This is a genomic window from Mesorhizobium neociceri (genome assembly GCF_013520985.1).
Taxonomy (GTDB): domain Bacteria; phylum Pseudomonadota; class Alphaproteobacteria; order Rhizobiales; family Rhizobiaceae; genus Mesorhizobium; species Mesorhizobium neociceri.
The window spans coordinates 157,869-183,546 of sequence record NZ_JACDTY010000006.1; the positions used below are offsets into that span (position 1 = coordinate 157,869).

General features: G+C 63.3%; 29 protein-coding genes. 10 read left to right on the forward strand and 19 right to left on the reverse strand.

Going from position 1 to position 25,678, the window contains the following annotated elements:
* The first annotated feature begins 14 nt into the window (after positions 1-14).
* Both H0241_RS14690 and H0241_RS14695 read left to right on the forward strand, forming a co-directional pair.
* Complete coding sequence (locus H0241_RS14690; RefSeq protein ID WP_181058382.1) at positions 15-1,169, forward strand: PA0069 family radical SAM protein; 1,155 nt, start codon at positions 15-17, stop codon at positions 1,167-1,169.
* Positions 1,170-1,320: 151 nt separating this feature from the next.
* Complete coding sequence (locus H0241_RS14695) at positions 1,321-2,016, forward strand: ribonuclease HII (RefSeq protein WP_181058383.1); 696 nt, start codon at positions 1,321-1,323, stop codon at positions 2,014-2,016.
* 282 nt (positions 2,017-2,298) lie between these two features.
* On the opposite strand, the gene H0241_RS14700 is transcribed toward H0241_RS14695, so the two are convergent.
* From H0241_RS14700 to H0241_RS14730, 7 genes are all read right to left on the reverse strand, one after another.
* On the reverse strand, positions 2,299-2,790 hold the full coding sequence (locus H0241_RS14700) for a F0F1 ATP synthase subunit B (protein ID WP_181058384.1): 492 nt from the start codon (positions 2,788-2,790) through the stop codon (positions 2,299-2,301).
* Positions 2,791-2,800: 10 nt separating this feature from the next.
* Positions 2,801-3,400 carry a F0F1 ATP synthase subunit B gene (locus H0241_RS14705; protein WP_181058385.1) on the reverse strand — a complete coding sequence of 200 codons (600 nt, stop codon included), beginning with the start codon at positions 3,398-3,400 and terminating at the stop codon, positions 2,801-2,803.
* A gap of 66 nt (positions 3,401-3,466) precedes the next feature.
* The gene (locus tag H0241_RS14710) at positions 3,467-3,691 is read right to left on the reverse strand and encodes a F0F1 ATP synthase subunit C (protein WP_006206606.1); all 225 of its coding nucleotides are present in this window, start codon (positions 3,689-3,691) and stop codon (positions 3,467-3,469) included.
* Between the two features lie 66 nt (positions 3,692-3,757).
* Entirely contained in the window at positions 3,758-4,516 is a 759-nt protein-coding gene (locus H0241_RS14715; protein WP_181058386.1) for a F0F1 ATP synthase subunit A, read from the reverse strand.
* Between the two features lie 63 nt (positions 4,517-4,579).
* A complete protein-coding gene (locus H0241_RS14720; RefSeq protein ID WP_181058387.1) occupies positions 4,580-4,972 on the reverse strand; it encodes an AtpZ/AtpI family protein in 393 nt (130 codons plus the stop codon).
* Positions 4,973-5,237: 265 nt separating this feature from the next.
* Positions 5,238-6,422, reverse strand: coding sequence for a cell wall hydrolase (locus tag H0241_RS14725; protein WP_181058388.1), 1,185 nt, complete (start codon positions 6,420-6,422; stop codon positions 5,238-5,240).
* A gap of 129 nt (positions 6,423-6,551) precedes the next feature.
* Entirely contained in the window at positions 6,552-7,841 is a 1,290-nt protein-coding gene (locus tag H0241_RS14730) for an MFS transporter (protein ID WP_181058389.1), read from the reverse strand.
* Positions 7,842-7,959: 118 nt separating this feature from the next.
* Here H0241_RS14730 and H0241_RS14735 point away from each other — a divergent pair, with 118 nt between their 5' ends.
* Positions 7,960-8,868, forward strand: a complete 909-nt coding sequence (locus H0241_RS14735; protein ID WP_181058390.1) for a LysR substrate-binding domain-containing protein — start codon at positions 7,960-7,962, stop codon at positions 8,866-8,868.
* 222 nt (positions 8,869-9,090) lie between these two features.
* Here the strand turns inward: H0241_RS14735 and der are convergent, their stop codons facing one another.
* On the reverse strand, positions 9,091-10,524 hold the full coding sequence (gene der / locus H0241_RS14740) for a ribosome biogenesis GTPase Der (protein WP_181058391.1): 1,434 nt from the start codon (positions 10,522-10,524) through the stop codon (positions 9,091-9,093).
* Between the two features lie 59 nt (positions 10,525-10,583).
* Entirely contained in the window at positions 10,584-11,246 is a 663-nt protein-coding gene (locus tag H0241_RS14745; RefSeq protein ID WP_181058392.1) for a tetratricopeptide repeat protein, read from the reverse strand.
* A gap of 194 nt (positions 11,247-11,440) precedes the next feature.
* On the opposite strand from H0241_RS14745, the gene H0241_RS14750 reads away from it, so the two are divergent.
* Positions 11,441-12,445, forward strand: a complete 1,005-nt coding sequence (locus tag H0241_RS14750; RefSeq protein ID WP_181058393.1) for a polysaccharide deacetylase family protein — start codon at positions 11,441-11,443, stop codon at positions 12,443-12,445.
* Between the two features lie 37 nt (positions 12,446-12,482).
* On the opposite strand, the gene sbmA is transcribed toward H0241_RS14750, so the two are convergent.
* From sbmA to H0241_RS14765, 3 genes are all read right to left on the reverse strand, one after another.
* The gene (gene sbmA, locus H0241_RS14755) at positions 12,483-13,751 is read right to left on the reverse strand and encodes a peptide antibiotic transporter SbmA (protein ID WP_181058394.1); all 1,269 of its coding nucleotides are present in this window, start codon (positions 13,749-13,751) and stop codon (positions 12,483-12,485) included.
* A gap of 115 nt (positions 13,752-13,866) precedes the next feature.
* Positions 13,867-15,024 (reverse strand): YbfB/YjiJ family MFS transporter, encoded by a 1,158-nt coding sequence (locus H0241_RS14760; protein ID WP_235984282.1) that lies wholly within the window; start codon positions 15,022-15,024, stop codon positions 13,867-13,869.
* A 340-nt stretch (positions 15,025-15,364) separates the two neighbouring features.
* Complete coding sequence (locus tag H0241_RS14765) at positions 15,365-15,568, reverse strand: hypothetical protein (protein ID WP_181058395.1); 204 nt, start codon at positions 15,566-15,568, stop codon at positions 15,365-15,367.
* Between the two features lie 95 nt (positions 15,569-15,663).
* On the opposite strand from H0241_RS14765, the gene H0241_RS14770 reads away from it, so the two are divergent.
* Entirely contained in the window at positions 15,664-16,578 is a 915-nt protein-coding gene (locus H0241_RS14770) for a LysR substrate-binding domain-containing protein (protein WP_181058396.1), read from the forward strand.
* A 24-nt stretch (positions 16,579-16,602) separates the two neighbouring features.
* Here the strand turns inward: H0241_RS14770 and H0241_RS36380 are convergent, their stop codons facing one another.
* Positions 16,603-16,986: a DUF6572 domain-containing protein gene (locus H0241_RS36380; protein WP_407941745.1), complete on the reverse strand. Its 384-nt coding sequence runs from the start codon at positions 16,984-16,986 to the stop codon at positions 16,603-16,605.
* 179 nt (positions 16,987-17,165) lie between these two features.
* Here H0241_RS36380 and H0241_RS14775 point away from each other — a divergent pair, with 179 nt between their 5' ends.
* Both H0241_RS14775 and H0241_RS14780 read left to right on the forward strand, forming a co-directional pair.
* Entirely contained in the window at positions 17,166-18,422 is a 1,257-nt protein-coding gene (locus H0241_RS14775; RefSeq protein WP_181058525.1) for an aminopeptidase, read from the forward strand.
* Positions 18,423-18,443: 21 nt separating this feature from the next.
* Positions 18,444-18,800 carry a DUF488 domain-containing protein gene (locus H0241_RS14780; protein ID WP_181058397.1) on the forward strand — a complete coding sequence of 119 codons (357 nt, stop codon included), beginning with the start codon at positions 18,444-18,446 and terminating at the stop codon, positions 18,798-18,800.
* A 218-nt stretch (positions 18,801-19,018) separates the two neighbouring features.
* Here the strand turns inward: H0241_RS14780 and H0241_RS14785 are convergent, their stop codons facing one another.
* Positions 19,019-19,369 carry an ArsC family reductase gene (locus H0241_RS14785; RefSeq protein ID WP_235984283.1) on the reverse strand — a complete coding sequence of 117 codons (351 nt, stop codon included), beginning with the start codon at positions 19,367-19,369 and terminating at the stop codon, positions 19,019-19,021.
* Positions 19,370-19,524: 155 nt separating this feature from the next.
* Here H0241_RS14785 and H0241_RS14790 point away from each other — a divergent pair, with 155 nt between their 5' ends.
* From H0241_RS14790 to H0241_RS14800, 3 genes are read left to right on the forward strand one after another with little or no spacing between them, the layout of a single operon-like run.
* Positions 19,525-20,094, forward strand: a complete 570-nt coding sequence (locus H0241_RS14790; protein WP_181058398.1) for a dihydrofolate reductase family protein — start codon at positions 19,525-19,527, stop codon at positions 20,092-20,094.
* Entirely contained in the window at positions 20,094-20,450 is a 357-nt protein-coding gene (locus H0241_RS14795) for an ArsR/SmtB family transcription factor (protein ID WP_181058399.1), read from the forward strand. The genes H0241_RS14790 and H0241_RS14795 overlap by 1 nt, the downstream gene beginning before the upstream one ends.
* Complete coding sequence (locus tag H0241_RS14800) at positions 20,447-20,926, forward strand: SRPBCC family protein (protein ID WP_181058400.1); 480 nt, start codon at positions 20,447-20,449, stop codon at positions 20,924-20,926. The genes H0241_RS14795 and H0241_RS14800 overlap by 4 nt, the downstream gene beginning before the upstream one ends.
* An 85-nt stretch (positions 20,927-21,011) precedes the next feature.
* Here the strand turns inward: H0241_RS14800 and H0241_RS14805 are convergent, their stop codons facing one another.
* The 5 genes from H0241_RS14805 to H0241_RS14825 all read right to left on the reverse strand — a co-directional run bounded on the left by H0241_RS14805 (position 21,012) and on the right by H0241_RS14825 (position 25,411).
* Complete coding sequence (locus H0241_RS14805; RefSeq protein ID WP_112565644.1) at positions 21,012-21,365, reverse strand: nuclear transport factor 2 family protein; 354 nt, start codon at positions 21,363-21,365, stop codon at positions 21,012-21,014.
* A gap of 136 nt (positions 21,366-21,501) precedes the next feature.
* A complete protein-coding gene (locus tag H0241_RS14810) occupies positions 21,502-22,125 on the reverse strand; it encodes a 2'-5' RNA ligase family protein (protein WP_181058401.1) in 624 nt (207 codons plus the stop codon).
* A gap of 143 nt (positions 22,126-22,268) precedes the next feature.
* Positions 22,269-23,696 (reverse strand): aldehyde dehydrogenase family protein, encoded by a 1,428-nt coding sequence (locus H0241_RS14815; RefSeq protein ID WP_181058402.1) that lies wholly within the window; start codon positions 23,694-23,696, stop codon positions 22,269-22,271.
* A 37-nt stretch (positions 23,697-23,733) separates the two neighbouring features.
* Positions 23,734-24,819 (reverse strand): ABC transporter ATP-binding protein, encoded by a 1,086-nt coding sequence (locus H0241_RS14820; RefSeq protein WP_181058403.1) that lies wholly within the window; start codon positions 24,817-24,819, stop codon positions 23,734-23,736.
* On the reverse strand, positions 24,809-25,411 hold the full coding sequence (locus H0241_RS14825; RefSeq protein WP_181058404.1) for a cupin domain-containing protein: 603 nt from the start codon (positions 25,409-25,411) through the stop codon (positions 24,809-24,811). The genes H0241_RS14820 and H0241_RS14825 overlap by 11 nt, the downstream gene beginning before the upstream one ends.
* Positions 25,412-25,678: the final 267 nt, after the last annotated feature.

A 25,678-nucleotide genomic window follows, 5' to 3' on the forward strand; every position in this document is an offset into this window, starting at 1 on the left:
GGGAGAGGGCAAAGATGGAACATATCGTGCGTGCGGACATTGCAGCGTTCGGAGCAGGACGAGCCGAGATGGCCAATGCCATGATCGAACAGAGTGGCATGCGCGTCCGTCCGGACCGCAACCGCGGCCGTTCGGCCGGCATCAATCCGTCCGGGCGCTTCGAGCCGGTCAGCCGGCATGTGTTCGACGATGGCTGGAATTCGCTGGAGGAACTGCCGCCGTTCAAGACCGAGGTTCAGGTCGAGAAGCCGCGCACCATCATCACCCGCAACGAATCGCCCGACATCTCCTTCGACCGCTCGATCAATCCCTATCGCGGCTGCGAGCATGGCTGCGTCTATTGCTTCGCGCGGCCGACGCATTCCTTCATGGGCCTGTCGCCGGGGCTGGATTTCGAATCGAAGCTGTTTGCCAAGCCGGATGCGGCGCGGCTGCTCGACAAGGAACTGTCGAAGGACGGCTACCAGCCGCGCACCATTGCCATCGGCACCAACACCGATCCCTACCAGCCGATCGAGAAACAATACCGGATCATGCGCGAGATCCTCGAAGTGCTGGAGGCGCGCGGCCATCCGGTCGGCATCGTCACCAAATCCCATCTGGTGACGCGCGACATCGACATCTTGTCGCGTATGGCCGAACGCGGGCTGGCCAAGGTGGCGCTGTCGGTGACAACGATGGACCGCATGCTGGCGCGCACGATGGAGCCCCGCGCGTCGACGCCGACCAAGCGGCTGGAGGCGATTAGGCAGCTCTCGGATGCCGGCATTCCGGCCTCGGTGATGGTGGCGCCGATCATCCCCGGCCTGACCGACCAGGAGATGGAGCGCATCCTCGATTCGGCACGCGCCGCCGGCGCGCGTGAAGCCGGCTATGTCATTCTGCGGCTGCCGCTCGAAGTGGCGCCGATCTTCAAGGACTGGCTGCTGCGCCATTATCCCGATCGCTACCGGCATGTGATGTCGCTGATCCGTTCGATGCGCGACGGCAAGGATTACGATTCGGAATGGGGCAAGCGCATGAAAGGCGCCGGACCCTATGCCTGGCAGATCGGCCGACGCTTCGAGATCACTGCCAAGCGGCTCGGCCTCAACGCCGAACGGCGAACACTGAGAACCGATCATTTTGTCGCAGCCGCCAACGCAACCGAGCAGCTGATGCTGCTCTGAAATCATCGCCGGTCTGCCTTAGTGGCTGGCAGGCAACAAGAATCCCGTCCGGCCTGTCCCCCGGCCTGCAGACGGTGCCCTCCCGGTCTTGCCCCACCTGACCCTGGAGGGACTTGCGGAGAATCGGAGCCGATGCGAACCTCGCCGCAACATGGCTCGCGCGCGTTCCGATTCTCCGCTTCTTTTCGAAATCGTCGAGAAGCCCGACTTCTCCTTCGAGACGAAGGCGATGGCCGAAGGTCTGTGGCCGGTGGCAGGCATGGACGAGGCCGGCCGCGGTCCGCTGGCCGGGCCGGTGGTGGCGGCGGCGGTGATCCTCGATCCCGCCAACATTCCCGACGGCCTAGACGATTCCAAACGGCTCAACCATTTGCAGCGCGAGGCGCTGTTCCTGAAAATCCTCGGCTCCGCGCTCGGCGTGTCGATAGCCTCGGTCAGTGCCGAAGGCATCGACGGCAGCAACATCCTCAAGGCCAGCCTGGAGGCGATGCGCCGCGCCCTTGCCGGCCTGCCGATACAGGCAAAGCTGGCCCTGGCCGATGGCCGCGACGTACCGCCGGGCCTCATCTGCGAAGGCCGCGCGCTGGTAAAAGGCGACCAGCGCTCGCAGTCGATCGCCGCCGCCTCGATCGTCGCCAAGGTGATGCGCGACCGCATGATGTGCGGCTGCGGCAGCCACCACGAACGCTATGGGTTCGAAGTCCATATGGGCTACGCCACGGTGCGGCACCGCACCGCGATCGAAGCGCACGGCCCGGTGGCAAGACTGCACCGCGCGTCGTTCGCGCCGTTCAGGCTGGGTGGCGTTGAGGTGGTGGAAGAAGAGGGTTTTGCCGGGTTGGAGTGAGCTGGCGGCACAGCTGATCTCCCCCCTTGTGGGGGAGATGTCCGGCAGGGCAGAGGGGGGCGCTGTCCCTCCAGCCTGTCCCTACTACACAATTTGCAGCCGGCGCAACGCATGAGAACCGATCGCCGCGATCCTTCGCGCCCCCCTCTGCCCTGCCGGGCATCTCCCCCACAAGGAGGGAGATTACGCGCACTACCGCCTTCGCCAATCTCCATCGCCGCGCCCAACAAAAAAGCCGCCAAGTTGCCCGGGCGGCTTCGATGATGCGTTGACGGCTTCCGCTCAGTTCAGCTTGGCCTTCACGTCCTGCAGCGCGGATTTGAACAGGTCGGCGCCGGCCTTGGCATCGACTTTGGCCGCAAGCAGCGTGCGGGCTGCCTCGACGGCGATGTCGACGGCGCTGGCGCGCACTTCGGCGACAGCTTCGCGCTCGGCTTGGCCGATCTTCTGCTCGGCAAGCGCGGTGCGGCGGGTGACGTAATCCTCGGTCTTCTTGTGCGCCTCGGCGGCAAGCATGTCTGCCTCGCGCTTGGCTGCGGCGACGATTGCCGCGGCCTCCTGCTCGGCTTCCTTGCGCTTCTTCTGGTACTGGCCGAGCAGCTGCTGGGCCTCCTCGCGCAGCCTGCGGGCTTCCGCAAGCTCGTCGCTGATCTTGGCGGCACGGGCGTCGAGCGCCTTGGCAATCAGCCCCGGTACCTTGATGTAGATGGCGACGCCGAGGAAAATGATCAGGGCGACGGTGGCCCAGAGCGTCGCGAGCGATGTGGCGTCCATGATGTGCTCCTCAGCGGGCCACGGATTTGACGGCAGCCGCGATCTCGACCTTGCTGGCCTTGCCGCCGACAAGCGCATCGACAATGGCCGATGCGGTGTCCTCGGCGATCGTGCCGACTTCCTTCATGGCCTTGGCCTTGATGGAAGCGATGCTGGCCTCGGCCTCGCCGAGCTTCTTGTCGAGCGCGGCCTCGATCTTCTTGCGAGCGGTCTCGGCTTCGGCCTTGGCGGCGTCGTTGGCCTGCTGGCCGATCGCATTGGCCTTGGTCTTGGCTTCCAGCAGTTCCTGCTCGTAAGCAGCAACGGCAGCGTCAGCCTCGCCCTTCAGCTTGGCGGCCTGGTCGAGGTCCTGCGTAATGCGATCGCTACGCACGTCGATAATGCCGCCAAGGCGCGGCATCACCACCTTCTTCAGGAACAGGTAGAACAGCCCGAACGTGATCGCCAGCCACAGAAGCTGCGACGGGAACGTCGCCGGATCGAATGGCGGGAACGTGCCGTGCGCCTCGGCGGGCACGCCGGTGCCGGAATGCGTGTCGCCTTCCGTGCCGGTGTGGGCGCCTTCAGCGGCGGGTGCGGACTCTTGCGCAAAGGCAGATGTCACGAACATGGACTATCCCCTGATATCAGGCATGGCCGCATGGTAGCGGCCGGCCTGTCCAATCTTCTCGAAAGCTCAGCCGAACAGGGCGAGAAGCGCGATCAGAAGCGAGAAAATGCCCAGAGCTTCGGTCACAGCGAAGCCGAAAATCAGGCGGCCGAACTGGCCATCGGCGGCCGACGGATTGCGCAGGGCGCCCGCCAGGTAGCTGCCGAAGATGTTGCCGAGGCCAATGCCCGCGCCGCCCATGCCCAGGCAAGCGATGCCGGCGCCGATGTACTTTGCTGCTTCTGCGTCCATTTTAAACTCCTTTGGATCTGTAATTCCGTTGCAATTCCATCCGGCGACCGACGCCGGAAACTCTATCTAGTGCGAAGGATGCAGCGCATCATTCAGGTACATGCAGGTCAGCACGGCGAACACATATGCCTGCAAGAGCGCCACGAGCAACTCCAGCGCGGTCAGCGCCACGGCCATTGCCAGCGGCAGGACCGATCCCGCAACGCCGAGCGCACCGAGCGCACTCAGGCTGACCACAAACCCGGAAAACACCTTCAGGGTAATGTGGCCGGCGAGCATGTTGGCGAACAGACGAACCGATAGGCTGACCGGACGCGAGACAAAGGAAATCACCTCGATTGGAACGACAAGCACCATCATCAGGATGGGCACGCCCTTCGGCACGAAAAGCTTGAGGAAGCCCAGGCCGTGCTTCATGAAGCCATAGACGATGACGGTTCCGATCACCAGCGCGGCCAAGCCGAAGGTGACGATGATGTGGCTGGTGATGGTGAAGAAATAAGGAAAAAGGCCAAGCAGATTGGCGACAAGCACAAACATGAACAGCGAGAACACGAAGGGAAAGAACTTCATGCCTTGGGTTCCGGCTGCATCGCGCAACATATTCGCGACGAACTCGTAGGCCATTTCCGAAACCGACTGCAGGCGCCCGGGAATAAGGCTCCGGCTCGAGGTCGAGAGGTAAAGAAACGCCGATGCAATGGCCACGGTCGCGACCATGAACAGTGCCGAATTGGTGAAGGACAGGTCGTAGCCGCCGATGTTGATCGGAATCAGCTTGACGATATGGAACTGGTGGATCGGATCGACCTTGTCAGCAGCCATTTACATCCCCGTCAAAGCCACGAACGGCTTTAAGTGTTCTTATGCGCCATTGGCGGCGCCAGTTCATTCTTTCGGATCGCGCGACTTCTCGCTTTTTCCGAATTCCGCCACAACACCTGCCGAACGCAGGACATTGAGCACGCCGGCGCCAAAGCCCAGCAACAGACCGACAACCAGACCCCATGGCGAGGTTCCCGCCACACGATCCAGAAACCAGCCAATGCCCACACCCACCACTATCCCGGCGATGAACTCGCTGGACAGCTTGAGCGCCTGGCCATATCCGGCCGTCGCTTTCGCGCCGTCATTCCCCTCTAGCCGATCCGGCCGTCTTGTCGCAAGCGATGCTCCAAGCTCGCGCCGGCGGCGCTCGAGATCTTCGTCGCGGACGTCGGCTTCGTGCTTGCTGCCGCGGCCGGTTTCTCCGGTTCCGTCTGGCCCGTTCTTGTCGGCCATCGTAACCCCCCTGCCCGGTCAGACCGTCACCGTCCGTCCGCTTCTAAAGTCGCCGGCAACATAGTTAGAGGGTTTGCGCCCGTCAAGCCACGGGCGGGACTTCAACGCCATGTATTTTCTCTATTGAAATCAACCACTTGCAGAGGTGCGACATCGTGCCCGGCACTATGGGGTCGGCACATGCCCCGAATCCGTCCGGCGACCGCTGTCCGATTTCGGCGCCCGGGGGCTTTTGCGGCTCGTAACAGATGGCGGCCCGAAGGGCTCAGCTCCAACCGCCGCCATAGGTGCGGTAGAAGATATGCAGGCCGATCTTGGTCATCTTCTGCATCGTGCGGGCCCAACCCGGATGAACATAGTTGGCGTAGTAATGGGTCGATGAGCCGACTTCCGGGATGAAGATCTTGCCGGCGGTGACGGCCATGGCGACATCCTGCGCCACCTTGTAGTTGGCAGGGCTTTCGATGCGCTTCTTCCTGCCGTCGCAGGCGAAGGAGAACTGGCAGCGGTTCAGCCAGTTGTCGTTCTGGTAGACGACGCCGCAGATCGAATTCGGATAGGCGGGATTGCGGACCCGGTTGAGGATGACCTGCGCGACTGCGGCCTGGCCGCGCACGGATTCGCCGCGCGCCTCGAAATAGATGCCGTTGGCGAGGCAGGCCTGCTCCTTCTTGGAGAAGACGCTGGCCGGCAGTGGGGTCTGAATCCACGAGTGATCGCCCTTGGCCATCGGCGGAATGAAGCGCCCATCGTTCGGGTCCTCGTCCTGCAGCAGCGCCTCGAAGGGCGAGGCTTTGGCGTAGTCGGGTTCGGCCTGGGCATAGGCGGTGGCCAGCACGTCGGGCTTGTCGTTGTTGACGAGGGCCGCAAGCATCGCCGGCACGCCGGGATCGGGCTTCCTGTCCACATTGGTGTGGAACGCCTGGGCGATCTGGATTTCCTTGCCCTTGAGGCCAGGCTTGGCAAAGGCCAGCTTCAGGCCGCTGTCCATGCTCGGCCGCAGCAGCGAGGAGGTGCGCTCGAAGATCGAGCCGGCATTGAAGTTCTTCGGCGGCGCCACCGGCGAGACCTGGATGATGCGGCCCTTCTTGTCGGCGCGCATGATGCGATCCTCGTCCGGCGTGACGCCGGCGACATTGCCCTCGCCGCGAAACGAGACCTTGCCGACGCCGGGCAGGCGCACGCCCGAGCCCGAGAGCGAGCCGGTGGTGACGGAATCGATGAAAGGCATTTCAGCGGCATGGACCGAGCCGGCGACCGAGCGCTCGACGTAAGAGTTCCAGCGGGTGCCCGACGCTTCGAGGCCGGAAATCAGACTGCCCATGTCCTGGTAGGCAACGACGGTCGGAAAGCCGATCCAGATGCCGAGCCCGATGACCAATGGCGATATGAAGGAACGTTTTTTCTCACCGGCGGCGGCAGCCAGCCGCGTCAAGACACGTCGATGCACGGGGAACTCTCCAGAAACGCCACTGAGCCACTGGAGAGCCAAAGTGAAGCATTAACCTTGATGCGGGGTTAACGACATCGATGGCGTTTTTTCAAACTGGCCCGAAACGGGACGCCGTTTGCAGGCCCGTCAGTTCGGCCGCAGCAAGATCGGCCAGGCCGACAGCGCGCAGAGCGCACCCACCAGCCAGACGCCAGGCCACGACCAGATGAGCAGCAATGCCGGAATGGCCGTCGGCACCACGAAGAAGGCAATGAAGACGAAACTGTTGGCGAGGCCGAGCGCGGTTCCGGCGCGGCTGGCGCCGGCAAGCGTGGCGAGCTCGGTATAGGCGACGCCATGCCAGGCGGAGACCGAGATGCCGGCAACGACCAGCAGCACCGCGATTGCCGGTATCAACGCGGAATGCCAGCCTGGCGTGGCGGCAGCCGCCAGGACCAGCAGGCCGAGAGCCGCGAAACCAAGCGCGCTCGTCATGCTGCAGAGGCGCAGGAACCAGCGGCGGTTGCCATGGCGGTCGGTGAAGCGGCCGCTCCAGACGCGCATGACCATGGCGCCGGTCTGCACCGCCGCAAGGCTGGCGCTGATCGTGAGCGTGCCCATGCCGGCGAAGTCATGCAGGAAGACGGAAGCGAAAGTCAGCACCGCCACCTGCGGGAAGCAGAGCAGGCCGATGGCGGTGGCGATGCGCCAGACCTCGACATTGCGCAACGGCGCCGGGCCAGCCGGCTTTGCCATGGCCATGCCGTCGGCATCGCTCTCCGGCGGCTGGTGCAGCCAGCGCCAGGCAAACAGCGCCGAGACGGCGTTGACGGCTGCCAGCAGCCCGAAGACCGCCGCGAATCCATGCGCTGAGGCCAGCGACGGCAGGACCAGAGCGCCGAGCCCGCCGCCGAGCGGCACCGCCGTCTGCCGTATGCTCATGGCAAAGCCACGCTCGCCTTCATGGAACCAGGCCATGATGGCGCGGCCGCTGGAGCCGTTGACGCTGCCGCCGAGCAGGCCGGTGACGAGAAGGCATGCGGCCAGCATTGCAACGCCGGGCACATAGGTCGCCGACGGGACGATGAACAACGCCATGGCCGCGAGCCACGCCGCCGTCGCGCCGAGGCCGGTCAACAGCACGCCGCGATCACCCCAGCGGTCAGTGAGCAGCCCCCAGGGCAGTTCGCTCAAGGCGACCCCCAGGCCGAGCAGGCCGAGGACCAGGCCGAGATTGCCGTTGGAGAGCTGATAACCCGAACGCAGAAACACCGCCGCCGCCGGTATGCCGGCGAAGGTGGCTGAGAAACTGGCATTGGCGGCAACGCCGATGCCAAGCACCTTCCAGCGATGATTGGCGGGAAATCGTTCAGCCTTCGAAGTGACGGCGGCTCGACCAACCCGGCCTGGCTCACAATTTGCGTCGGCGATCGACATGGCGGGGACTCCTGTAATGGCCCTTTCCGGACCTTGACGCCTCGTCTCTACCGCCGTAATTTCATCCCGAATATCGGGAAGTTTTTGACAATTATTCCCGAAAAGCAGGATTGTTGCGATGCGACGCATAACCTTCGACCTCGATGTCCTCAGAAGCTTCGTCACCGGCATGGAGCTAGGCAGTTTCGCCAAGGCCGCCGACCGGCTCGGACGGTCGACCTCGGCGGTCAGCGCGCAATTGAAGAAACTGGAGGAGCAGGCGGCGACGCCGATCTTCCGCAAGTCTGGGCGCGGCCTGGCACTGACCGAAGCCGGCGAAACCATGCTCGGCTACGCCAGGCGGCTGCTCGAGTTGAATGACGAGGCGGCTTCCGCCATCCACGATGTCGAGCTGGAAGGCTGGGTGAGGCTTGGCCTGCAGGAGGATTTCGGCGAGGCGGTGCTGCCTGAGGTGCTCGGGCGCTTCGCCCGCGCGCACCCCAAGGTCAAGATCGAGGCGAGGATCGGACGCAGCTATGAACTTGCCGAGCGGATCACATCAGGCAATCTCGACATCGCGCTGGCCTGGGACAGCGGCCAGGCGCTGCCCTACAGCCGGCATGTCGGTGATGTGCAGTTGCGCTGGATCGGTCCGGCAAAGCTGATCGAGACCAGCCTGCGCGAGGGCGAGGCGCTGCCGCTGGTGGCGCTGGAAGCGCCCTGCCTGCTACGCACGGTGACGACGGAAACACTCGACCGCGCCGGCTTGCCGTGGCGGATGGCCTTCTCCAGCCCCAGCCTTGGCGGCATCTGGGCGGCTGTTGCGGCGGGGCTAGGCTTGACGATCCGCACCGATATCGGCCTGCCGGCCAATGTCAGGGCAATGGCGCCGCAGGCGCTGGGTTTGCCCGCGCTGCCGACAATGGCGCTGGTGCTGCACCAGAAAGATGCCGAACTGGATCCGGTCGCGGCGCGGCTGGCGGATATATTGTTGCAGGCGGCGATAGAGGCGCTGCCGCGGGACGAACGATTGAGGGAGGTCGCTTAGACAGCCGGAACAGGTATCCAGCGCCGCGTTCCGTCACGCCCCCCTCTGTCCTGCCGGACATCTCCCCCTCAGGGGGGGAGATTGGCTACCACGTTGGCTTTCGCCAATTCTCGGACGATTGGGAAAAGGCGCGGCGGAGACGCTGCCAATCTCCCCCTCAAGGGGGAGATGCCCGGCAGGGCAGGGGGGGTGCGGTCCCGCCAGCCTACGTAAGCCTGAGGCTCATTTGCGCTTGTTCGCCCTACCCGCGAACGGATTGTCCGAAGTCCGCAGCGCTATCCTGATTGGCACGCCGGGCATGTCGAAGGCTTCGCGCAGGCTGTTGGAGAGATAGCGGACGTAGGATTGCGGCATCGCATCGGGCCGCGAGCACTGGACGACAAAGCCCGGCGGCCGGGTCTTGGCCTGGGTGACATATTTGACCTTCAGCCGGCGGCCGGCGACGGCGGGCGGCGGGTGATGCGCCAGAATGCTTTCCAGCCAGCGGTTGAGCTTGCCGGTGGAAACGCGGCTGTTCCAGACCTTGTGCGTCTTGATGACGGCGTCCATCAGCTTGTCGAGGCTGCGGCCGGTCTCGGCCGAAACCGTCACCGCCTGGATGCCGCGCACCTGCGGCAAAAGCCGTGTGGTCTTTTCGCGCAGTTCCGCCAGAAGTTCCTGCGGATTGTCGATCAGGTCCCACTTGTTGAAGGCGATGACCGGCGCCCTGCCCTCGCGGATGATCAGGTCGGCGATCTGCAGATCCTGCTTCTCGAAGGGGATGGTGGCGTCGAGCACGATGATGACGATCTCGGCAAAGCGGATGGCACGCAGGCCGTCCTGCACCGACATCACTTCCAGCTTCTCGTGGATCCTGGCCTTGCGGCGCATGCCGGCGGTGTCGAACAGTTTTAGCCGGCGGCCATGCCAGTCCCAGTCGACGGAGATGGAATCGCGGGTGATGCCGGCTTCCGGGCCGGTCAACAGCCGCTCCTCGCCGATCAGCGCGTTGATCAGCGTCGACTTGCCGGCATTGGGGCGGCCGACGACGGCGATGCGCATCGGCTTGGTGTCGTCATAGGTTGCTTCAGCATCCGGATCGGTGATGTCCTCGCCGATCAGTACCTCGCTGGCGGCGACCTCCTCCTCGGACTCGGCCTCCTCCTCGTCGAAAGCGCGCTTCTCGCCAAGGGCCTCGATGACAGCGTCGCGCAAGTCGGGCATGCCCTGGCCGTGCTCGGCCGAGACCGGGATGGGCTCGCCGAGGCCGAGCTCCCAGGCCTCCAGCATGCCGCCTTGGGCGCCCTTGGCCTCGGCCTTGTTGGCGACCAGCACGACCGGCTTACCGGCCTTGCGCACGATTTCGGCAAAGGTGCGGTCGTCGGGCAGCAGGCCGGACTTGGCGTCGATGGTGAAGAAGATCAGGTCGGCTTCGCGGATGGCGATCTCGGTCTGCGCGCGCATGCGGCCGGGCAGCGTCGAGGCGGCCGCATCCTCGAAGCCGGCGGTATCGATGACATCGAAATGCAGGTCGTAGAGTTTGGCCGCGTGGACGCGACGATCGCGGGTGACGCCCGGCGTGTCGTCGACAAGCGCAAGCTTCCTTCCCACCAGCCGGTTGAAAAGCGTCGATTTGCCGACGTTAGGACGACCGATAATGGCGACTTTGAAGCTCATCCGGCCCTACAATCCGTCATCCATCGCCCAAAACCGCAGCGCATTTTGGGCGACGCGTATCATGACGCGCCCGAGCCGCGGATCAGTTCCGACATCAGCGTCGCCCGCTGACGCGCATTGCGCGGGGCGCCGTCATCGGCGGCGATCTGGTCGAACAGTTTCAGCGCATCCTGGGTCTTGCCATCCTTCCAGGCGGCAAGGCCGAGCGCTTCGCGCGCCGTGTGGCGCAGTGTGTTGTTATCGGCGGTCAGCGCTTCGACGCGGCTGGAAACGTCGGCGAAGGAGCCGTGGTCGACGAGCAGAAGAGCTGCCCGCAAGCGCGCCATGTCGCGAATGCCCTGGGGAATGGCGGTGTCGGCGGCAACGCCATCGAAATCCGCGACGGCGGCGGCAAAGTCGCCCTTGTCGGCCTTGACGGTTGCCGCACGCATGCGGGCGAGCAGCGGGTAAGCGCCGTAGCCGTCCTTTTCCAGCTGCTGAAGTGCTGTCAGCGCATCGTCGCTCTTGCCATCATTGGCAAGCTTGAGCGCCTGCGAGAAGGCATCGCCGGAGCGGTTGGCGCGGGTCTCGTCCCAATAGCGGTAGCCGACGAAGGCGGCGGTGCCGAGCACCACCAGGATGGCGAGGCCAAGGATCGCCGGACCGAAACGGTCCCACAGCGCCTGCGCCTGGTCGCGGCGCATCTCGTCGTTGACTTCGCGGATAAAACTGTCGTCGGACATCAATCAAAACCATTGCTGCCCCGGCAGGGGCGCTTCTTGAGCCCCGCGTTTTAGCGAAATTTTGTCGGCATGGAAGGGGCTGGGCAGGAAAATCGGCTAATCGCCGGGCGGGCGACAGCCTGTGGCCGTCAGACCCGCGCCACATTTTGCCGCTAGCCGGCTTGGACTGCCTCCGGATCAAGCCCAGATTGCCGATGCCTCTTCTGTCCCGCGTTGTCGCGTTTTCCACCGCCGTGCTTGCCACGGCTGGCGCGGCGTTCGCTGACCCGCCGGCGCCGCCTGCCCCCGCAAAGCCGAAGCAGGTCGTCATCATCTCGTTCGACAGCGCCCGCGAGATTTCGCAATGGCAGCGCAGCCGGGCGCTGGCGAAGCGCACCGGCGCGCATTTCACCTATTTTCTGTCCTGCGTGTTCCTGCTGTCGACGCAGACGCGCGCCGAATACACCGCGCCCGGCAAGTCCGCGGGCAAATCCAACATCGGCTTTGCCACCTCGAAGCAGGAAGTCGCGGACCGGCTCGACCAGATCGGGCTCGCCGCGTCGGAAGGCCACGACATTGCCAGCCATGGCTGCGGCCATTTCGACGGCAAGGGCTGGAGCAAGGCCGACTGGCTGAAGGAATTCGCCTCGTTCGAGCGCATTCTGGAGGACGCCTATTCGATCAACGGCATTGCGCCCGAGCCCGCCGGCTGGCGCGATGTTGCCCATGCCGTGGTCGGCTTTCGCGCGCCCTATTTGTCGATCAGCAAGGGGCTTTACGAGGCCCTGCCGGAAGCCGGCTACCACTATGACGCCAGCGGCGTTTCGCAAGGCCCGGTCGCGCCGTCGACCAGCGGCGGCCTCACCCGCCTTTCTCTGCCGCAGATCCCGGAAGGCCCGAGCGGGCGACCGGTGATCGCCATGGACTACAATCTTTATGTCCGGCATTCCGGGGGCTTCGAGCGGCCGAGCCAGGCAGCCGAGTTCAGCGAGCGGACCTATCAGGCGTTCCGCGCCGCCTTCGACAAGCAATATCAGGGCAAGCGCATTCCGCTGGTGCTCAGCTTCCACTTCACCCTGATGAACGACGGCGCCTACTGGAACGCGCTGGAGCGCTTTGCCGACAAGACCTGCGTCAAATCAGATGTCGAATGCATCAGCTTTCGCGATTATGTTTCGCGGCAGCATGGTGGCGAGAGACAGGCGGCGGTGGGCGGCTGAGCCGCCCACGACGTACACTTCCCTTCACCAAATTTGATCAGGCCGGATCGGGCTCGTTTGCCTCTGCTTGGCGCTCTATGAAGTGGCGGTCAATGTCAGGCAGCGGTTCGCCTCGGATCGTCGCCTCAAAGGCGCGAAGGCGCTTGTGGACTGACAGAAGCTCGACAATCGTCGACCAGGAATTGACGAGATACTGGAACGAGTTGGTTACCTGGCTGAAGGCCGAACTGACTTGGTTGATGAGGCCTAGTGTCAGCGTTCCAGCGATCATGGAAGGCACCATCAAGAAGTAGGAGAAGATATTGTCGGTTTGCAGATAGAGGTAGCGAACCACGTTGAAATACACGTAGTGGAAATACAGGCGAAAGTAGTTTTGGCGGACATTCGAAAACAGCTCCGCGACAGTCTGCGGCTGCGCCCGGGCCGGATCGTCCTCACCGTAGACAAGTTCCTTGCGATATGCGGCCTCAACCCGCTGGTTACGGAATTGCAAGCCGGGAAGCTTGATACCTGCAGTCGCAATGACGACCGTGCCGAAGATCGCCCAGAAGATTGCAGCCAAAACCAGCGGCTGAGGAACGTGACCGATGAATGGCAGCACCGTAATGTGCTTGGAATATCCGAGCAGGATTGGCATGAAAGCGATGAGCGTCATGATGGAATCAACGAATTTTGTACCAAGGTCTTCCATGATCTGGGAAAACCGCATCGTGTCTTCCTGCACGCGTTGCGCAGCGCCCTCGATATGGCGCAGCTTTGGCCAATACGACATGTAGTAACCGTTCATCGCAGTGCGCCAACGAAACACCCAATGGCTGACGAAGAAATTCGTCAAAACCAGCACGGTAACCGCAACGAGCGCGATACCAAGGAAAGTGATTATTTGCGCATGAAGATCAGCTTCCGTTGCCTTTACAGTTTTGCTCACGACACCTTGGATGAGGTCCCAGAATGGCCCGTACCAGGCGTTGATCGCGACGCTCACCTGCACCTGAAAATAGGTAGTAAATAGGATCAGCGAACTGCCCAGAATGGACCATTGGTCCCACGGATGCGGGGAATACCAGTGCCAGAAGCCATAGAATATCAAAACGGCAAGTACATAGTAGATGTAAAACCAAAGGAAGGGAGGCGACCAGAATACCGAGACGCCGATGATCGGCGGCGCGTCGGGAAGAGCGGGAGGCAAGCCGATTAAGGCGCCGATCTGGTCCCCACCGAGGAACCAGCCAGCTACGAGAACCGCAGTCCAAAGGACCACCGAAGAGAAGAAGAGCTTCGGCTGCGGAAAAAAGGATACGAACACTGTGGTGAAATCCTCGGTCGGTGCGCAAATCAGCGGGGTTCAGCGGGCATAAAGTCACACATTAGGTGGAAAGAAAATGCCCGCGCCCGATGCCCGGCATCGAGCAAGACTACAATCATGGCGATTTTGGCGCGGCCGACCATGTGATCCCTGCAGATACCAGCAATACGCCAGCAGCTACGATCGAGGCGAGGAAGAAGTTGCCGGACGCCTGCGCCAGCAGGCCGGCGACGACAGGGCCGACGATCTGGCCGATGCCGAAGGCGGCAGTCATCATGGCGAAGATCCGGCGCGGCGCCTGTGGGACAAGCTGCCTCGCGGTCTGCAGGCCGAGCGCGGTGACGGCGATGAAGGTGCCGCCAAGCAGAACGCCTCCGAGCAGCGGCCCGATGGCGCCGCCCATGGCGACGCTGGCGGTGACGCCGACCACCTCGACCAGGCAGCCCAAGGCATAGGCCGCGTAAAGCCCGATCCGAGCTGCTATCTTCTGCCAGAGCCAGACCGAGGGAAAGCCGGCAACGCCGGTGACCAGCCAGACGCTTGCCTCGAAGACGCGGCCGCCGCCGCCCTGGCGCACGATGGCGACGAGGAACGTCGCCGTCACCACATAGCCGAAGCCGAACAGGCCATAGGCGATGATGACCTTCAGCAGCGACCGGTCCTTCGGCAGCGCCGGTTCGCGGCCGGCCACACCGTTGGCGGGCGCCGTGCCGCCGGCGAGCCAGGCGACCAGCGCCAGGCCGACAGCCGAGATCGCGCCCGACCACAGCCAGCCCGACGCCCAGCCGGCATGTTCAGTGACCAGAACCGCCATCAGCGCCGAGGACGCCGCGATGCCGAGGCCGACGCCGCCGAAATGCAGCGCCTGCAGGTCGCTTCTGTTGGCGGCAGCCAAATGACCAAAGACGATGCTGGCCATGAACACCATGACGAAGGCGCTGGCGAGGCCGGCAACGAAACGGATGACGACAAAGGCGGTCATCGCCTCGGTCAGTCCCATCAGGGCGGCGAGCGCAGCACTTGCGGCAAGGCCGCCAAACATCAGCATGCGCTCGCGCCCATGCGCCCAGCCGCCGGCCGCGGCAAGCGCGCCGACGAGGTAGCCGAGATAATTGGCCGAGGCGATCCAGCCGGCATCGGCCGGCGACAGATGCAACTCTTCCATCATGCCGGGTAGGATCGGCGTGTAGACGAAGCGGCCGATGCCCATGGCGACGGCTATGGCGATCATGCCGGCGAGAGCAAGGCGTTGGGGTGACGGCGCGGCGTTCATTGCAGCGCACCATAGATTTGGCGGTTGATGACGCAATCCATCTTCGGTTGGGCCAGACTTGGTGGCGACGATAGTGGCCGTTAGAGTCAATGTGCCGAGGCGCGAAGCCACTTGGCGTCGCGCCGCCCCTCATCCGCCTGCCGGCACCTTCTCCCCGTATAGTGACGGGGAGAAGGGGCTAGCTGTGCGCCTCGCCACCTGCAGCGTTGGTGATTGGCAAAACCTTCGGCGCAGGCATCTTTCTCCCCGTCACTATACGGGGAGAAATGCCCGGCAGGGCAATGAGGGGCAGCGCTGGCGCCGACAGTATCGCCTTCCCAGTTTACCGCGTCCGCGATTTTCACCCGCAGCCGACCGTCGCGGTCTCGTAGGCGGTGCGGCGCGCCGTCAACCGGAACGGCATGTCGCCGAGTTCACGTTCCGACATGGTGTCGAGCACCGGGTGCGACAGCGGATCGGCCGCCCAGTTGAGGACATCGCCGTCAGGGCGCCGCCGAGTGTAGCCGGCGGCAAAGATCTTGAGCAATGACATGATCGTCACCATCCTCGCCTCCTCGGTCTGGTTGTCCTCACTAAAATCTGCCTCATCTCGCCGTCTTTCAATTGAGATTTCGGCCGTGCCGGTTTAGAAAAACTGAAATGGCCATGCTGAACCGCGTCCATCTCAACGGCCTGCGCGCCGTCGAAACCGTCGCCCGCCTCGGCTCGCTCGCGGCGGCGGCCGGCGAGCTCAACGTCTCTGTCAGCGCCGTCAGCCAGCAGATCAACCGCACCGAAAAGCAGCTGGGACAGGCGCTGTTCGAGCGCACGGCGAGCGGGCTGATGCTGACGGAGTTCGGCACGGTTTTTTCCGCCCGCCTTGGAGCCGGGTTTCGCGAGTTGGCGCAAGCGGTGGCGCTTGCCGACGAGGCAAGCCAGTGCACGCTGGTGGTTTCGGTGGCACCGGCTTTCGCTTCGAAATGGCTGCTGCCGCGGCTGTCACGACATTTCGATCGGCATCCCAACGTGCTCCTTCGCATCGACGCCTCGGTGCGGCTGGCCGATCTCGAGCGTTCCGACATCGACATTGCCATCCGGCTCGGTGACGGCAAATGGCCGGGAGGCCGGGCAGAGCTGCTTCTGGCGCAAGAGGTCTTTCCGGTCTGCGCGCCGGTGATCGCCAAAAAACTGATGTCGATCGACGACCTGGCGCAAACCTGCGCCATCACCGACGAGCGGGCGATGATCACCTGGGAGAGCTGGTTCAAAGCCGCAGGGGCCGAACCAGTCACCTTCCGCAAGGGCGCGCGTTTCACCGACCCGATGCTGTGCCTGGAATCGGCGATCGCCGGTCACGGCGTCATGCTCGGCTGGCAATTGCTGGCCGCCGACGCGCTGGCCGATGGCCGCCTTGTCGCGCCTTTCGGGGTGCGGGCGCAGAGCGGCTTGGGCTACTGGCTGGTGACCTCGGCGACCAAGGCCGAAAGCCGCAAGGTCCGCGATTTCAAGGCATGGATCCGCGAGGAGATCGCCGCGACGGTGGCGCAATTCCGGTCGCTCGATAGCGTTGCGTAAACGCTGGCCATCGCGGGTAGTGTTTCAGTTTGAAATTTCACCGCAGCTACGATCTCTCCGATATTCCGAAGCCATCCCGTAACGGAAGCGTATGCCATCGGTTGCGAGCCTCTTTGATATCCCAGACAAAGTCGGCTCCGCAGTTGGAGCGGGCTCGTAGCGGAATCGAAGCACAATCGAAACCTTGTCTGGCGCGGTTTCTGGATATCTCTGGCGAAATTGATCGCTTGTTGCAATCTGCAAGTAGGAGTCCACTCTCGCCGATATGCTTTCGAGATGCGCAGCTATCGCCTCGTCATCTGTCCAAGACAACGTATCAGTGATGACGAACCGCAGACCATTATTCCCCAAACGAACTTCCAAATCGTTCGAAAAGTCATCCCTGATAGCAAAACTCTCGTTATTCATTATCCTTCAATCGTTTTTTGTAAGGCCCGCGTTTGCCCGGCTTCGGCGCAACGAAGTCCATCTTCTCGCAAAGGTCTTCCATCAAACTGAGACACTACCCGGTCGCGACGATGCTGGAAAGCATAGCCGCGCCGCTCTATGTTGGAAGCTTCACCCCCAAGACCAAGGCAGGCAGGATCATGACCACACACTCGCGCGGCGTTTCCGCAACGATCGACCCGGTGAAGCTCGACAGGCTGGCGGAAGTCGCCATCAAGGTCGGGCTGCAATTGCAGCCGGGGCAGGATCTAGTGCTGACCTCGTCGATCGCGGCGCTGCCGCTGACCCGGCGCATCGTCGAGCATGCCTACAAGGCCGGCGCCGGCCTGGTGACACCGATCTTCAACGATGACGAGATCACGCTGGCGCGCTTCCGCTACGGCGCGGATGCCGGCTTCGACCGCGCCGCCGGCTGGATGTATGAAGGCATGGCAAAAGCCTTTGCCAACAATGCGGCGCGGCTGGCCGTGCGTGGCGAGGACCCGTCGTTGTTGTCGGCGCAGGACCCGGCCAAGGTGGCGCGCGCCAACAAGGCGAACTCGGTGGCCTACCAGCCGGCGCTGGAAAAGATCACCGGCTTCGACATCAACTGGAACATCGTTGCCTATCCCGATCTCGCCTGGGCGAAACAGGTTTTCCCCGGCGATGCCGACGACCTCGCGGTGGTGAAGCTCGCCGACGCGATCTTTTCGGCATCGCGGGTCGATGTGGAAGATCCCATCGCAAACTGGACGGCGCACAATGCAGCTTTGCGCAGCCGCACCGAATGGCTGAACGGTCACAATTTCCATGCGCTGCATTTCACCGGACCGGGCACCGACCTCACCGTCGGGCTGGCCGACGGCCATGAATGGATGGGCGGCGCCTCGACCGCCAAGAACGGCGTCACCTGCAATCCGAATATTCCGACCGAAGAGGTGTTCACCACGCCGCACGCAAGGCGCGTCGAGGGCCATGTCTCCTCGACCAAGCCGCTGTCCTACCAGGGCACGCTGATCGACGAGATTTCGGTGCGTTTCGAGGACGGCCGCATCGTCGAGGCCAAGGCTTCGAAGGGCGAGGACGTGTTGAAGAAGGTGCTCGACACCGATGAAGGCGCGCGCCGTCTCGGCGAAGTGGCGCTGGTGCCGCATTCCTCGCCGATTTCGGCCAGCGGCTTGTTGTTCTTCAACACGCTGTTCGATGAGAACGCCGCCTGCCACATCGCGCTCGGGCAGTGCTACTCGAAATGCTTCGTCGACGGCGCCTTGCTCAGCCAGGACGAGATCGCGGCGCGCGGCGGAAATAAGAGTTTTATCCACATCGACTGGATGATCGGCTCGAACAAGATCGATATAGACGGCGTCCACAAGGATGGCCGAAAGGTGCCGGTGATGCGCAAGGGCGAGTGGGCCTGATAACGCGCTAAGGAACGTCGGATGGGTTTCGACCTGGTGGTCAAGCGGATCTACGAGCCACCCGCGCCCGATGATGGGCAGCGGGTTCTTGTCGACCGAATCTGGCCACGCGGCGTCCGCAAGGAGGATGCCGCGCTGACGCTGTGGCTGAAGCACATCGCGCCGAGCGATGAATTGCGCAAGTGCTTCGGGCATGAGCCGGCGCGGTGGGCTGAGTTTCGGAAGCGGTATGCGGCTGAGCTGGATGGCAATGGCGAGACGGTGGCGCAACTGCGCGGCCTGCTGGGCAAGAGCCGAGTGACGCTGCTCTACGGCGCGCATGATGAAGCGCACAACAATGCGGTGGCGCTGGCGGGGTATTTGCGCGGGGCGGAGTGAGTCGATAGGCATTCGGAATGCCGCGGGACAGCGCCCCCTCTGTCCTGCCGGACATCTCCCCCACGAGGGGGGAGATCAGACGTCACGCGGGCTTTCGCCAATCACCAACGTTGCAGAATAGGCGAGGCGCCGAAGCCGCCAATCTCCCCCCTCGTGGGGGAGATCTCCGGCAGGACAGAGGGGGGCGCGAAGGAACGCGGCGGCAGGATCGTCTGCGCCTACTTCCCCACTTCCGCCTCATAAACATCAGCCTTGAACCCAACCAGTATCTTATCCCCGACCTCCAGCACCGGCCGCTTGATCATGGTCGGGTTGGCCAGCATCAGCTTCTTGGCTTTTTTCTCATCGAGACCTTGCTTGTCCTTGTCCGCCAGTTCGCGAAACGTCGTGCTCGCCTTGTTGAGCAGCGGCTCCCAGCCGACCTTGCCGACCCAGCCATCCAGCTTGCCCGCCTCGATCCCTTCGGCCCGGTAATCATGGAACCGGTAGGGCACATCGTGGCCCGCCAGCCAGGTGCGCGCCTTCCTGATCGTGTCGCAGGTGGTGATGCCGTACATGGTGATGGTCAAAACGCGCTTCCCTTGGGCTGACAGTCGAATCCGCCAGACAGCCTAAAACCGCCCTTCCCGCTTTGCCAGCACCATGGCCGCTATCTCCCGATTTTGGGGCTTGCCAATACTAAGGAAATTTCCTAAGTGTTTGCGAAATCGGTGGAGGAAAAGTCATGGCAAGGATCGTTGTGTCGGAATTGATCTCCATCGATGGCGTGATGGAAGCGCCTGGCGGCGAGCCGGGCTTCCGGCACACCAACTGGGTCGGCAAGCGCCATGAGGCCGGTATGATCGACTACAAATTCCAGGAGGTGCTGGACCACGAGGCGCTGCTGATCGGCCGAGTGACCTATGAAAGCTTCGCCAGCGGTTGGCCGACCTACAAGGGGCCGTTCGCCGACCGGATGAACGGCATGGCGAAATATGTCGTCTCCTCGACGCTGAAAAATCCGGCATGGAACAACACGACCGTGCTGCAGGGCGAGCCGATGGCCGCGATCCGCAAACTCAAATGGGAGATGAAAGGCGATATCGTGGTCGGCGGCAGCCGCCGGCTGGTCAACGCGCTCAAGCAGCATGATCTCGTCGACGAGTACCGGCTGATGGTGTTCCCCGTCATCCTCGGCAGCGGCGCGCAGCTTTTCGACAGGACTGAGGACGCGACCGATCTCAAGCTGGTCGACACGCGCTCCTTCGACAATGGCGCGGTGGTGCTCACCTATCATGTGGAGCGGGTATCGTGATGACCAGTCTGCAATCCGCCACGCCGACACCGCTGCCGATCGACGGCATCTTTCGCGCGCTGGCCGACCCGACGCGGCGGCGCGTGGTAGAGCGGCTGAACCGCAGCCCGGCCTCGGTCAGCGAACTGGCGCAGCCTTTCGAGATGGCGCTGCCCTCCTTCATCGAACATTTGAAAGTGCTGGAAGGCTGCGGGCTGGTCCGCTCGGAAAAGATCGGCCGCACCAGGACCTATCAGCTGGCGCCCGAACCGCTGAAGCTTGCCGAAAACTGGCTGGCCGAACAGCGCACGCTGTGGGAGCGCCGCCTCGATCAGTTCGACGCCTATGTTATGAGCCTCAAGGAGCAGGAAAAGTGAGCTATCCCTTCAAGCCCGACCCCAGACTGGACCTCGTGCTGGAGCGCGTCATCGATGCGCCGCGCGAACTCTTATGGCGCGCCATGACGACGCCGGAGCATGTCAGGCAATGGTTCACGCCAAAGCCCTGGATGGTCACCGACTGCGAGATCGACCTTCGTCCGGGCGGGCTGTTTCGCACCCGCATGCAGTCGCCCGACGGCAAGGAGGTCAACGACCGCCATTGCTGCTATCTCGAGATCGTGGAGAACGAGCGGCTGGTGTGGACGGATGCGCTGCTGCCGGGCTATCGGCCGTCAGGCGAGCCCTTCATAACCGCGGTCATTTCGCTTCGGCCCGACGGCAAGGGCACACGCTACACCGCAACGGCCATCCACCGCGATGAGGCCACCCGCAACAACCATGAAGAGATGGGTTTCTTCGACGGCTGGGGCACGGTGGCCGATCAGCTGGCGCAATATGTGAAGACGATTTGAGCTTCTGACATGGCGGCCAGGACGCTGTCCCGGCCGTCATGTTCAAAATCATGCAAGTGAGCCAGAAGCCGGCGGAATTCCGGGCTCAATAATAGAAGCGCTCTTCGGTGATCTTGCCGTTCTTGACCGTGTACAGGCCAACTTCATCCATGGTGGCCCGCTCGCCGGTGGCCTTGGGCGTTATGTCAAACTTGAAGCGCAGCGCGAACTGATCGCCATTGACATAGGGGCCATCGATCGAGCCGCCATGGACCTCATGGTTCGCTTCCCACCATTCGCCCTTCTGCTTAACGGCTTCCTTGCCGTTGCAGACAGCCATCGGCCCTTCCATCGCCTCATAGCTGACGATGTCGTCGGCATTGTATTTCGCGGCAGCGCTGTGGCTGTCGCCCTGCTTGAGGAGTTCGGTGAAATCCTTGGCAAGTTCCGCAGTGGTCATGATGTTCCTCCTGTTCAGACGCAATGCAAGTAGGGAAGCGCTTGCCGGCCTGCCACCCTTGCCCGGACGGCAGCTGACAAGCTGTGTCAGGACAATCAATATAGCGCGGTAATGTGACGACGATTGGGGCGGCGTCTCACATGCCGGCCAGTGCATCGTCCTGACCGTCCAATCGCCATATCGCTGGACACTTGTATCTACCCTGGTGGCTGCGGATCAGCGCAAAACTCCGCACCATCCAGGACATCGGCTCAACGAACTGTTCCCGCATCTTCGGCACACCCAGCCTGTCGCGAAGCAGCGTGACATGCGGCTCCACCGAGTTCGTGACAAAGGGCTTGAGCGGGCTGTCGTCAATCACGGCAGAGAGCTTGCGCCAGAAGGCTTGCAATGCCGGCGAATGGTCGCTGCCGCGAAGCACCAGCGCCCCGCCGCCGAAGGCCGACAGGCGATCAAAGCAAACATCGAATGGCTTGGCCTGTATCAGCAGGCCGACATGACGGGCGATATCCACCACAGCTTCAACTTTGCCGTCACCAAGGCCGATCAGGCTTATGTGCATTTGATCGGTTGGCGTCAGCCGTCCCCGCAATCCCAGTTCCTGACTGTAATGCTCCGCCTTGTGCCTCAACATTGCATTGACCGGGTCCTCGACCAGGAATGCGTAGAACAGATGGGGTTCCCGGATCGTACCCGGCTGCTGCCATTGGAAAAAGGTCTGGCCGTCCTTCGCGGTTCCGAATGCAGGGTGCCCACGCATAACTGATCTTGTCCGGCAAATTGTATCCGGTTGAGAACTTTAGAACAAAACAAGAACATGTCAAATGAAAACAAAACGGGCGCTGATGCTTCCGCACCAGCGCCTGCGATTTCAGACGGTTGAGGAAAGCTCTGCTCTGAAGCCTACGCCCCGTAGCCGATGATGCCCTTGACCTCGAGGAAATCGTGGATGGCCCAGTCGGCATATTCGCGGCCGTTGCCGGACTGCTTGTAGCCGCCGAAGGGGGCGAACGTGTCCCATTCCGGATAGTTGATCGACACCTGGCCCGCGCGGAGTTGGCCCGCAACCTTCCGCGCATGGTCGATATCGCCGGACTGCACATAGGCGGCGAGGCCGTAGACGGTGTCGTTGGCGATCTTCACCGCGTCTTCGTCATCCGTGTAGGAAATGACCGACAGCACCGGGCCGAAGATTTCTTCCTTCTCGATGGTCATGCCGGGCGTGACGTGACCGAAGACGGTCGGGCGGACATAGTAGCCACGGTTAAGGTGCTCCGGCCGGCCGGGGCCGCCGGTGACGAGCGTAGCACCCTCCTTGATGCCGGCTTCGATCAGGCGCTGGATCTTGTCGTATTGAATGTTGGAGACGACCGGTCCGAGCTTGGTGTCTTCCGAGCGGGGATCGCCGACATTGTGGGCTTCTGCGGCCTTCTTGGCGATGGCCAGCGCCTCATCGTGGCGGGCGGCCGGCACCAGCATGCGGGTCGGCGCGTCGCAGGACTGGCCGCTGTTGCCGAAACAGGCGTTGACGCCCTTGCGCACCGCTCTCTCGAAATCGGCATCCGGCAGCACGATGTTGGCCGACTTGCCGCCGAGTTCCTGCGCCACACGCTTGACCGTCTCGGCCGCCGTCTTGGCGACAATGATGCCGGCGCGGGTCGAACCGGTGAAGGAGACCATGTCGACATCGGGATGACCGGCCATGACCTGGCCGACATCGAGGCCATTGCCGTTGACCATGTTGTAGACGCCCTTCGGCACGCCGGCGGCCTGCATCACTTCGGAGAAGACGATGCCGCTGATCGGCGCGATTTCGGAAGGCTTCAGCACCACAGTGCAGCCGGCGGCAATCGCCGGCGCCACCTTGCAGACGATCTGGTTGAGCGGCCAGTTCCACGGCGTGATCAGCGCGCAGACGCCGATCGCTTCCTTGACCACCATGGTGCCGCCGCGCTTCTCCTGGAATTCATAGTCCTCCAGCGCCTTGATGGTGGCTTCCATATGCGCGCGGCCGGCCCAGGCCTGCGCCTCGCGCGCCCAGGTGATCGGCGCGCCCATTTCCTGGCTGACCGCTTGGGCGATGTCCTCGTAGCGCTCGTTGTAGACTTCGAGGATGCGCTTCAGAAGCGTCAGGCGCTCGGCCTTAGAGGTCTGCGAGAAGGACGGGAACGCTGCCTTGGCGGCGGCGACCGCCTTGTCGACATCAGCCTTCGAGCCGACCGAAATTTTTGTGTAGGCCTCCTCGGTCGACGGGTCGATCACGTCGAGCGTCGCCGGCACCACGGGCGCCACCCATTTGCCGTCGATGAAGAAATTGAGATGATTGCTCAAGGGGTCCGCTCCGATGTGGGGATTGGATTGGGTTAGATTAGTTGGGCAGCATAGGGCAGTTGGCGCCCCGGCGCAGGCTGATATGCGCCACATCGCCGACGCTGAATTGAAAACCCTCGGCCTGGCGCGGCGCGTCGATAACGATCGGTGCGCCTTTTTCGAGTTCGGCATGCAAGCGCAAGGTGCGGCCATGGAAGACGATGCTGTTGACGCGAGCCGGTGCTGTGCCGACGGCGGCATCGGTGGTGGCCAGCAAATCTTCGGGACGGACGCCGATGGTGCGTTCGGCGCCTTCGCCGGGCATGTCGCCGGTTTCGGATGTTGCCTCCAGCGAGAGCGCGCCGGCGGCGAAACGCAGGCGGTCGCCGTCGCGGCCGATGAAGCGCGATTGCATGAGGTTCATCGTGCCGATGAAGCTTGCCACGAATTTCGTCGCCGGCCGATCGTAGAGGGTGGCCGGCGGCGCGATCTGTTCGATGCGGCCCTTGTTCATGACGACGATGCGGTCGGAGATCGACAGCGCTTCGGTCTGGTCGTGGGTGACCATGACGAAGGTGGTGCCGAGCCGCGACTGCAGCCGCTTCAGCTCGACCTGCATCTGCTCGCGCAGATGCGCGTCGAGCGCCGACAGCGGCTCGTCGAGCAACAGCACGCGCGGCTCGCAGACGATGGCGCGGGCAAGCGCGACACGCTGGCGCTGGCCGCCCGACAGTTCGGAGACGCGCGCGCCGAGCTTGTCGGCGAGACCGACCATGTCGAGCGCTTCGCGGACGCGCTTGGCCTGTTCGCTGCCCGAAAGCTTGCGCAGCGACAGGCCGAAGCCGACATTCTCGGCGACGTTCATATGCGGAAACAGCGCGTAGTCCTGGAACACGGTGTTGACCGGCCTGTCGAAAGGCCTGAGCGCGGTGATGTCGCGACCGTCGAGCAGGACCTTGCCGCTGGATGGGCTTTCGAAGCCGGCAATGACGCGCAGGCTGGTGGTCTTGCCGCAGCCCGACGGCCCGAGCAGCGTGATGAACTCGCCGCTGATAATGTCGAGATCGACGGCGTCGAGCCCGACAATGCCGCCGGGAAAAACCTTCGAGACCGCCTGCAACCGGACGAGAGGATCACGCGCCATCGCGAACCTCGGACGGTTTCGTGGTGTTGACCCAGAGGATCTGGCAAGGCTCGGCGCCCGGATTGCGGAAGGCGTGCAGAAGCGTGCTCTTGAAGGCAAAACTGTCGCCGGCCTTCAGCACGTATTTTGTCGAGTCCACCACCAGCTCGGCCTCGCCCGCCAGCACATAGCCGAACTCGTGGCCGATATGCGCGTAGGCTTCCGCCGTGCCGCCATCGGCTTCCACCGTCACTAGCAGGCCGGTCAGCGTCGCGCCCGGCGGCGACAGCAGCGCCTTGGCGATGCCTTCGGACTTGACCGGGATCTGCCGCCTTTTGTCGGCGCGCACGCAATAGAGATCGTTGCCGGCATCGTTGCCGTCGGTAATCAGCGCCGAAGGCTCGATGTCGAGCGCCGCGGCGAGCGGCCAGATCACCTTGACACGCAGCGAAGACAGGCCGCGTTCGATCTGGCTCAGCGCACCGATCGACACGCCGGCCTTTGCCGCGAGCTCGGCCAGCGACAGATTGCGCTCCAGCCGTAGCGCCCGCACGCGCCGGCCGACGCGGATGTCGGCATCGTCCTTTGGCTTCTCGGTTGCGTCGTCAAGCATGTCCGTGCGTGGGTCCTCGTTGCAGTCTCTTACGGGCGCGGCAAGATGGGCCGGCTTCAAGAAATTAATCGCAATTTGCCGACCGTCGGCGCAGCCCCTCATTGTCCTGCCGGACATTTCTCCCCGTATAGTGACGGGGAGAAAGGGGCAGCTTCAATCTAGGTGCCGCTTCCTGCTACGCCGGTAATTGACGAAGCCACCGATGACAGCGCCCCTCTCCCCGTCACTATACGGGGAGAGGATGCCGGCAGGCAGGTGAGGGGCAGC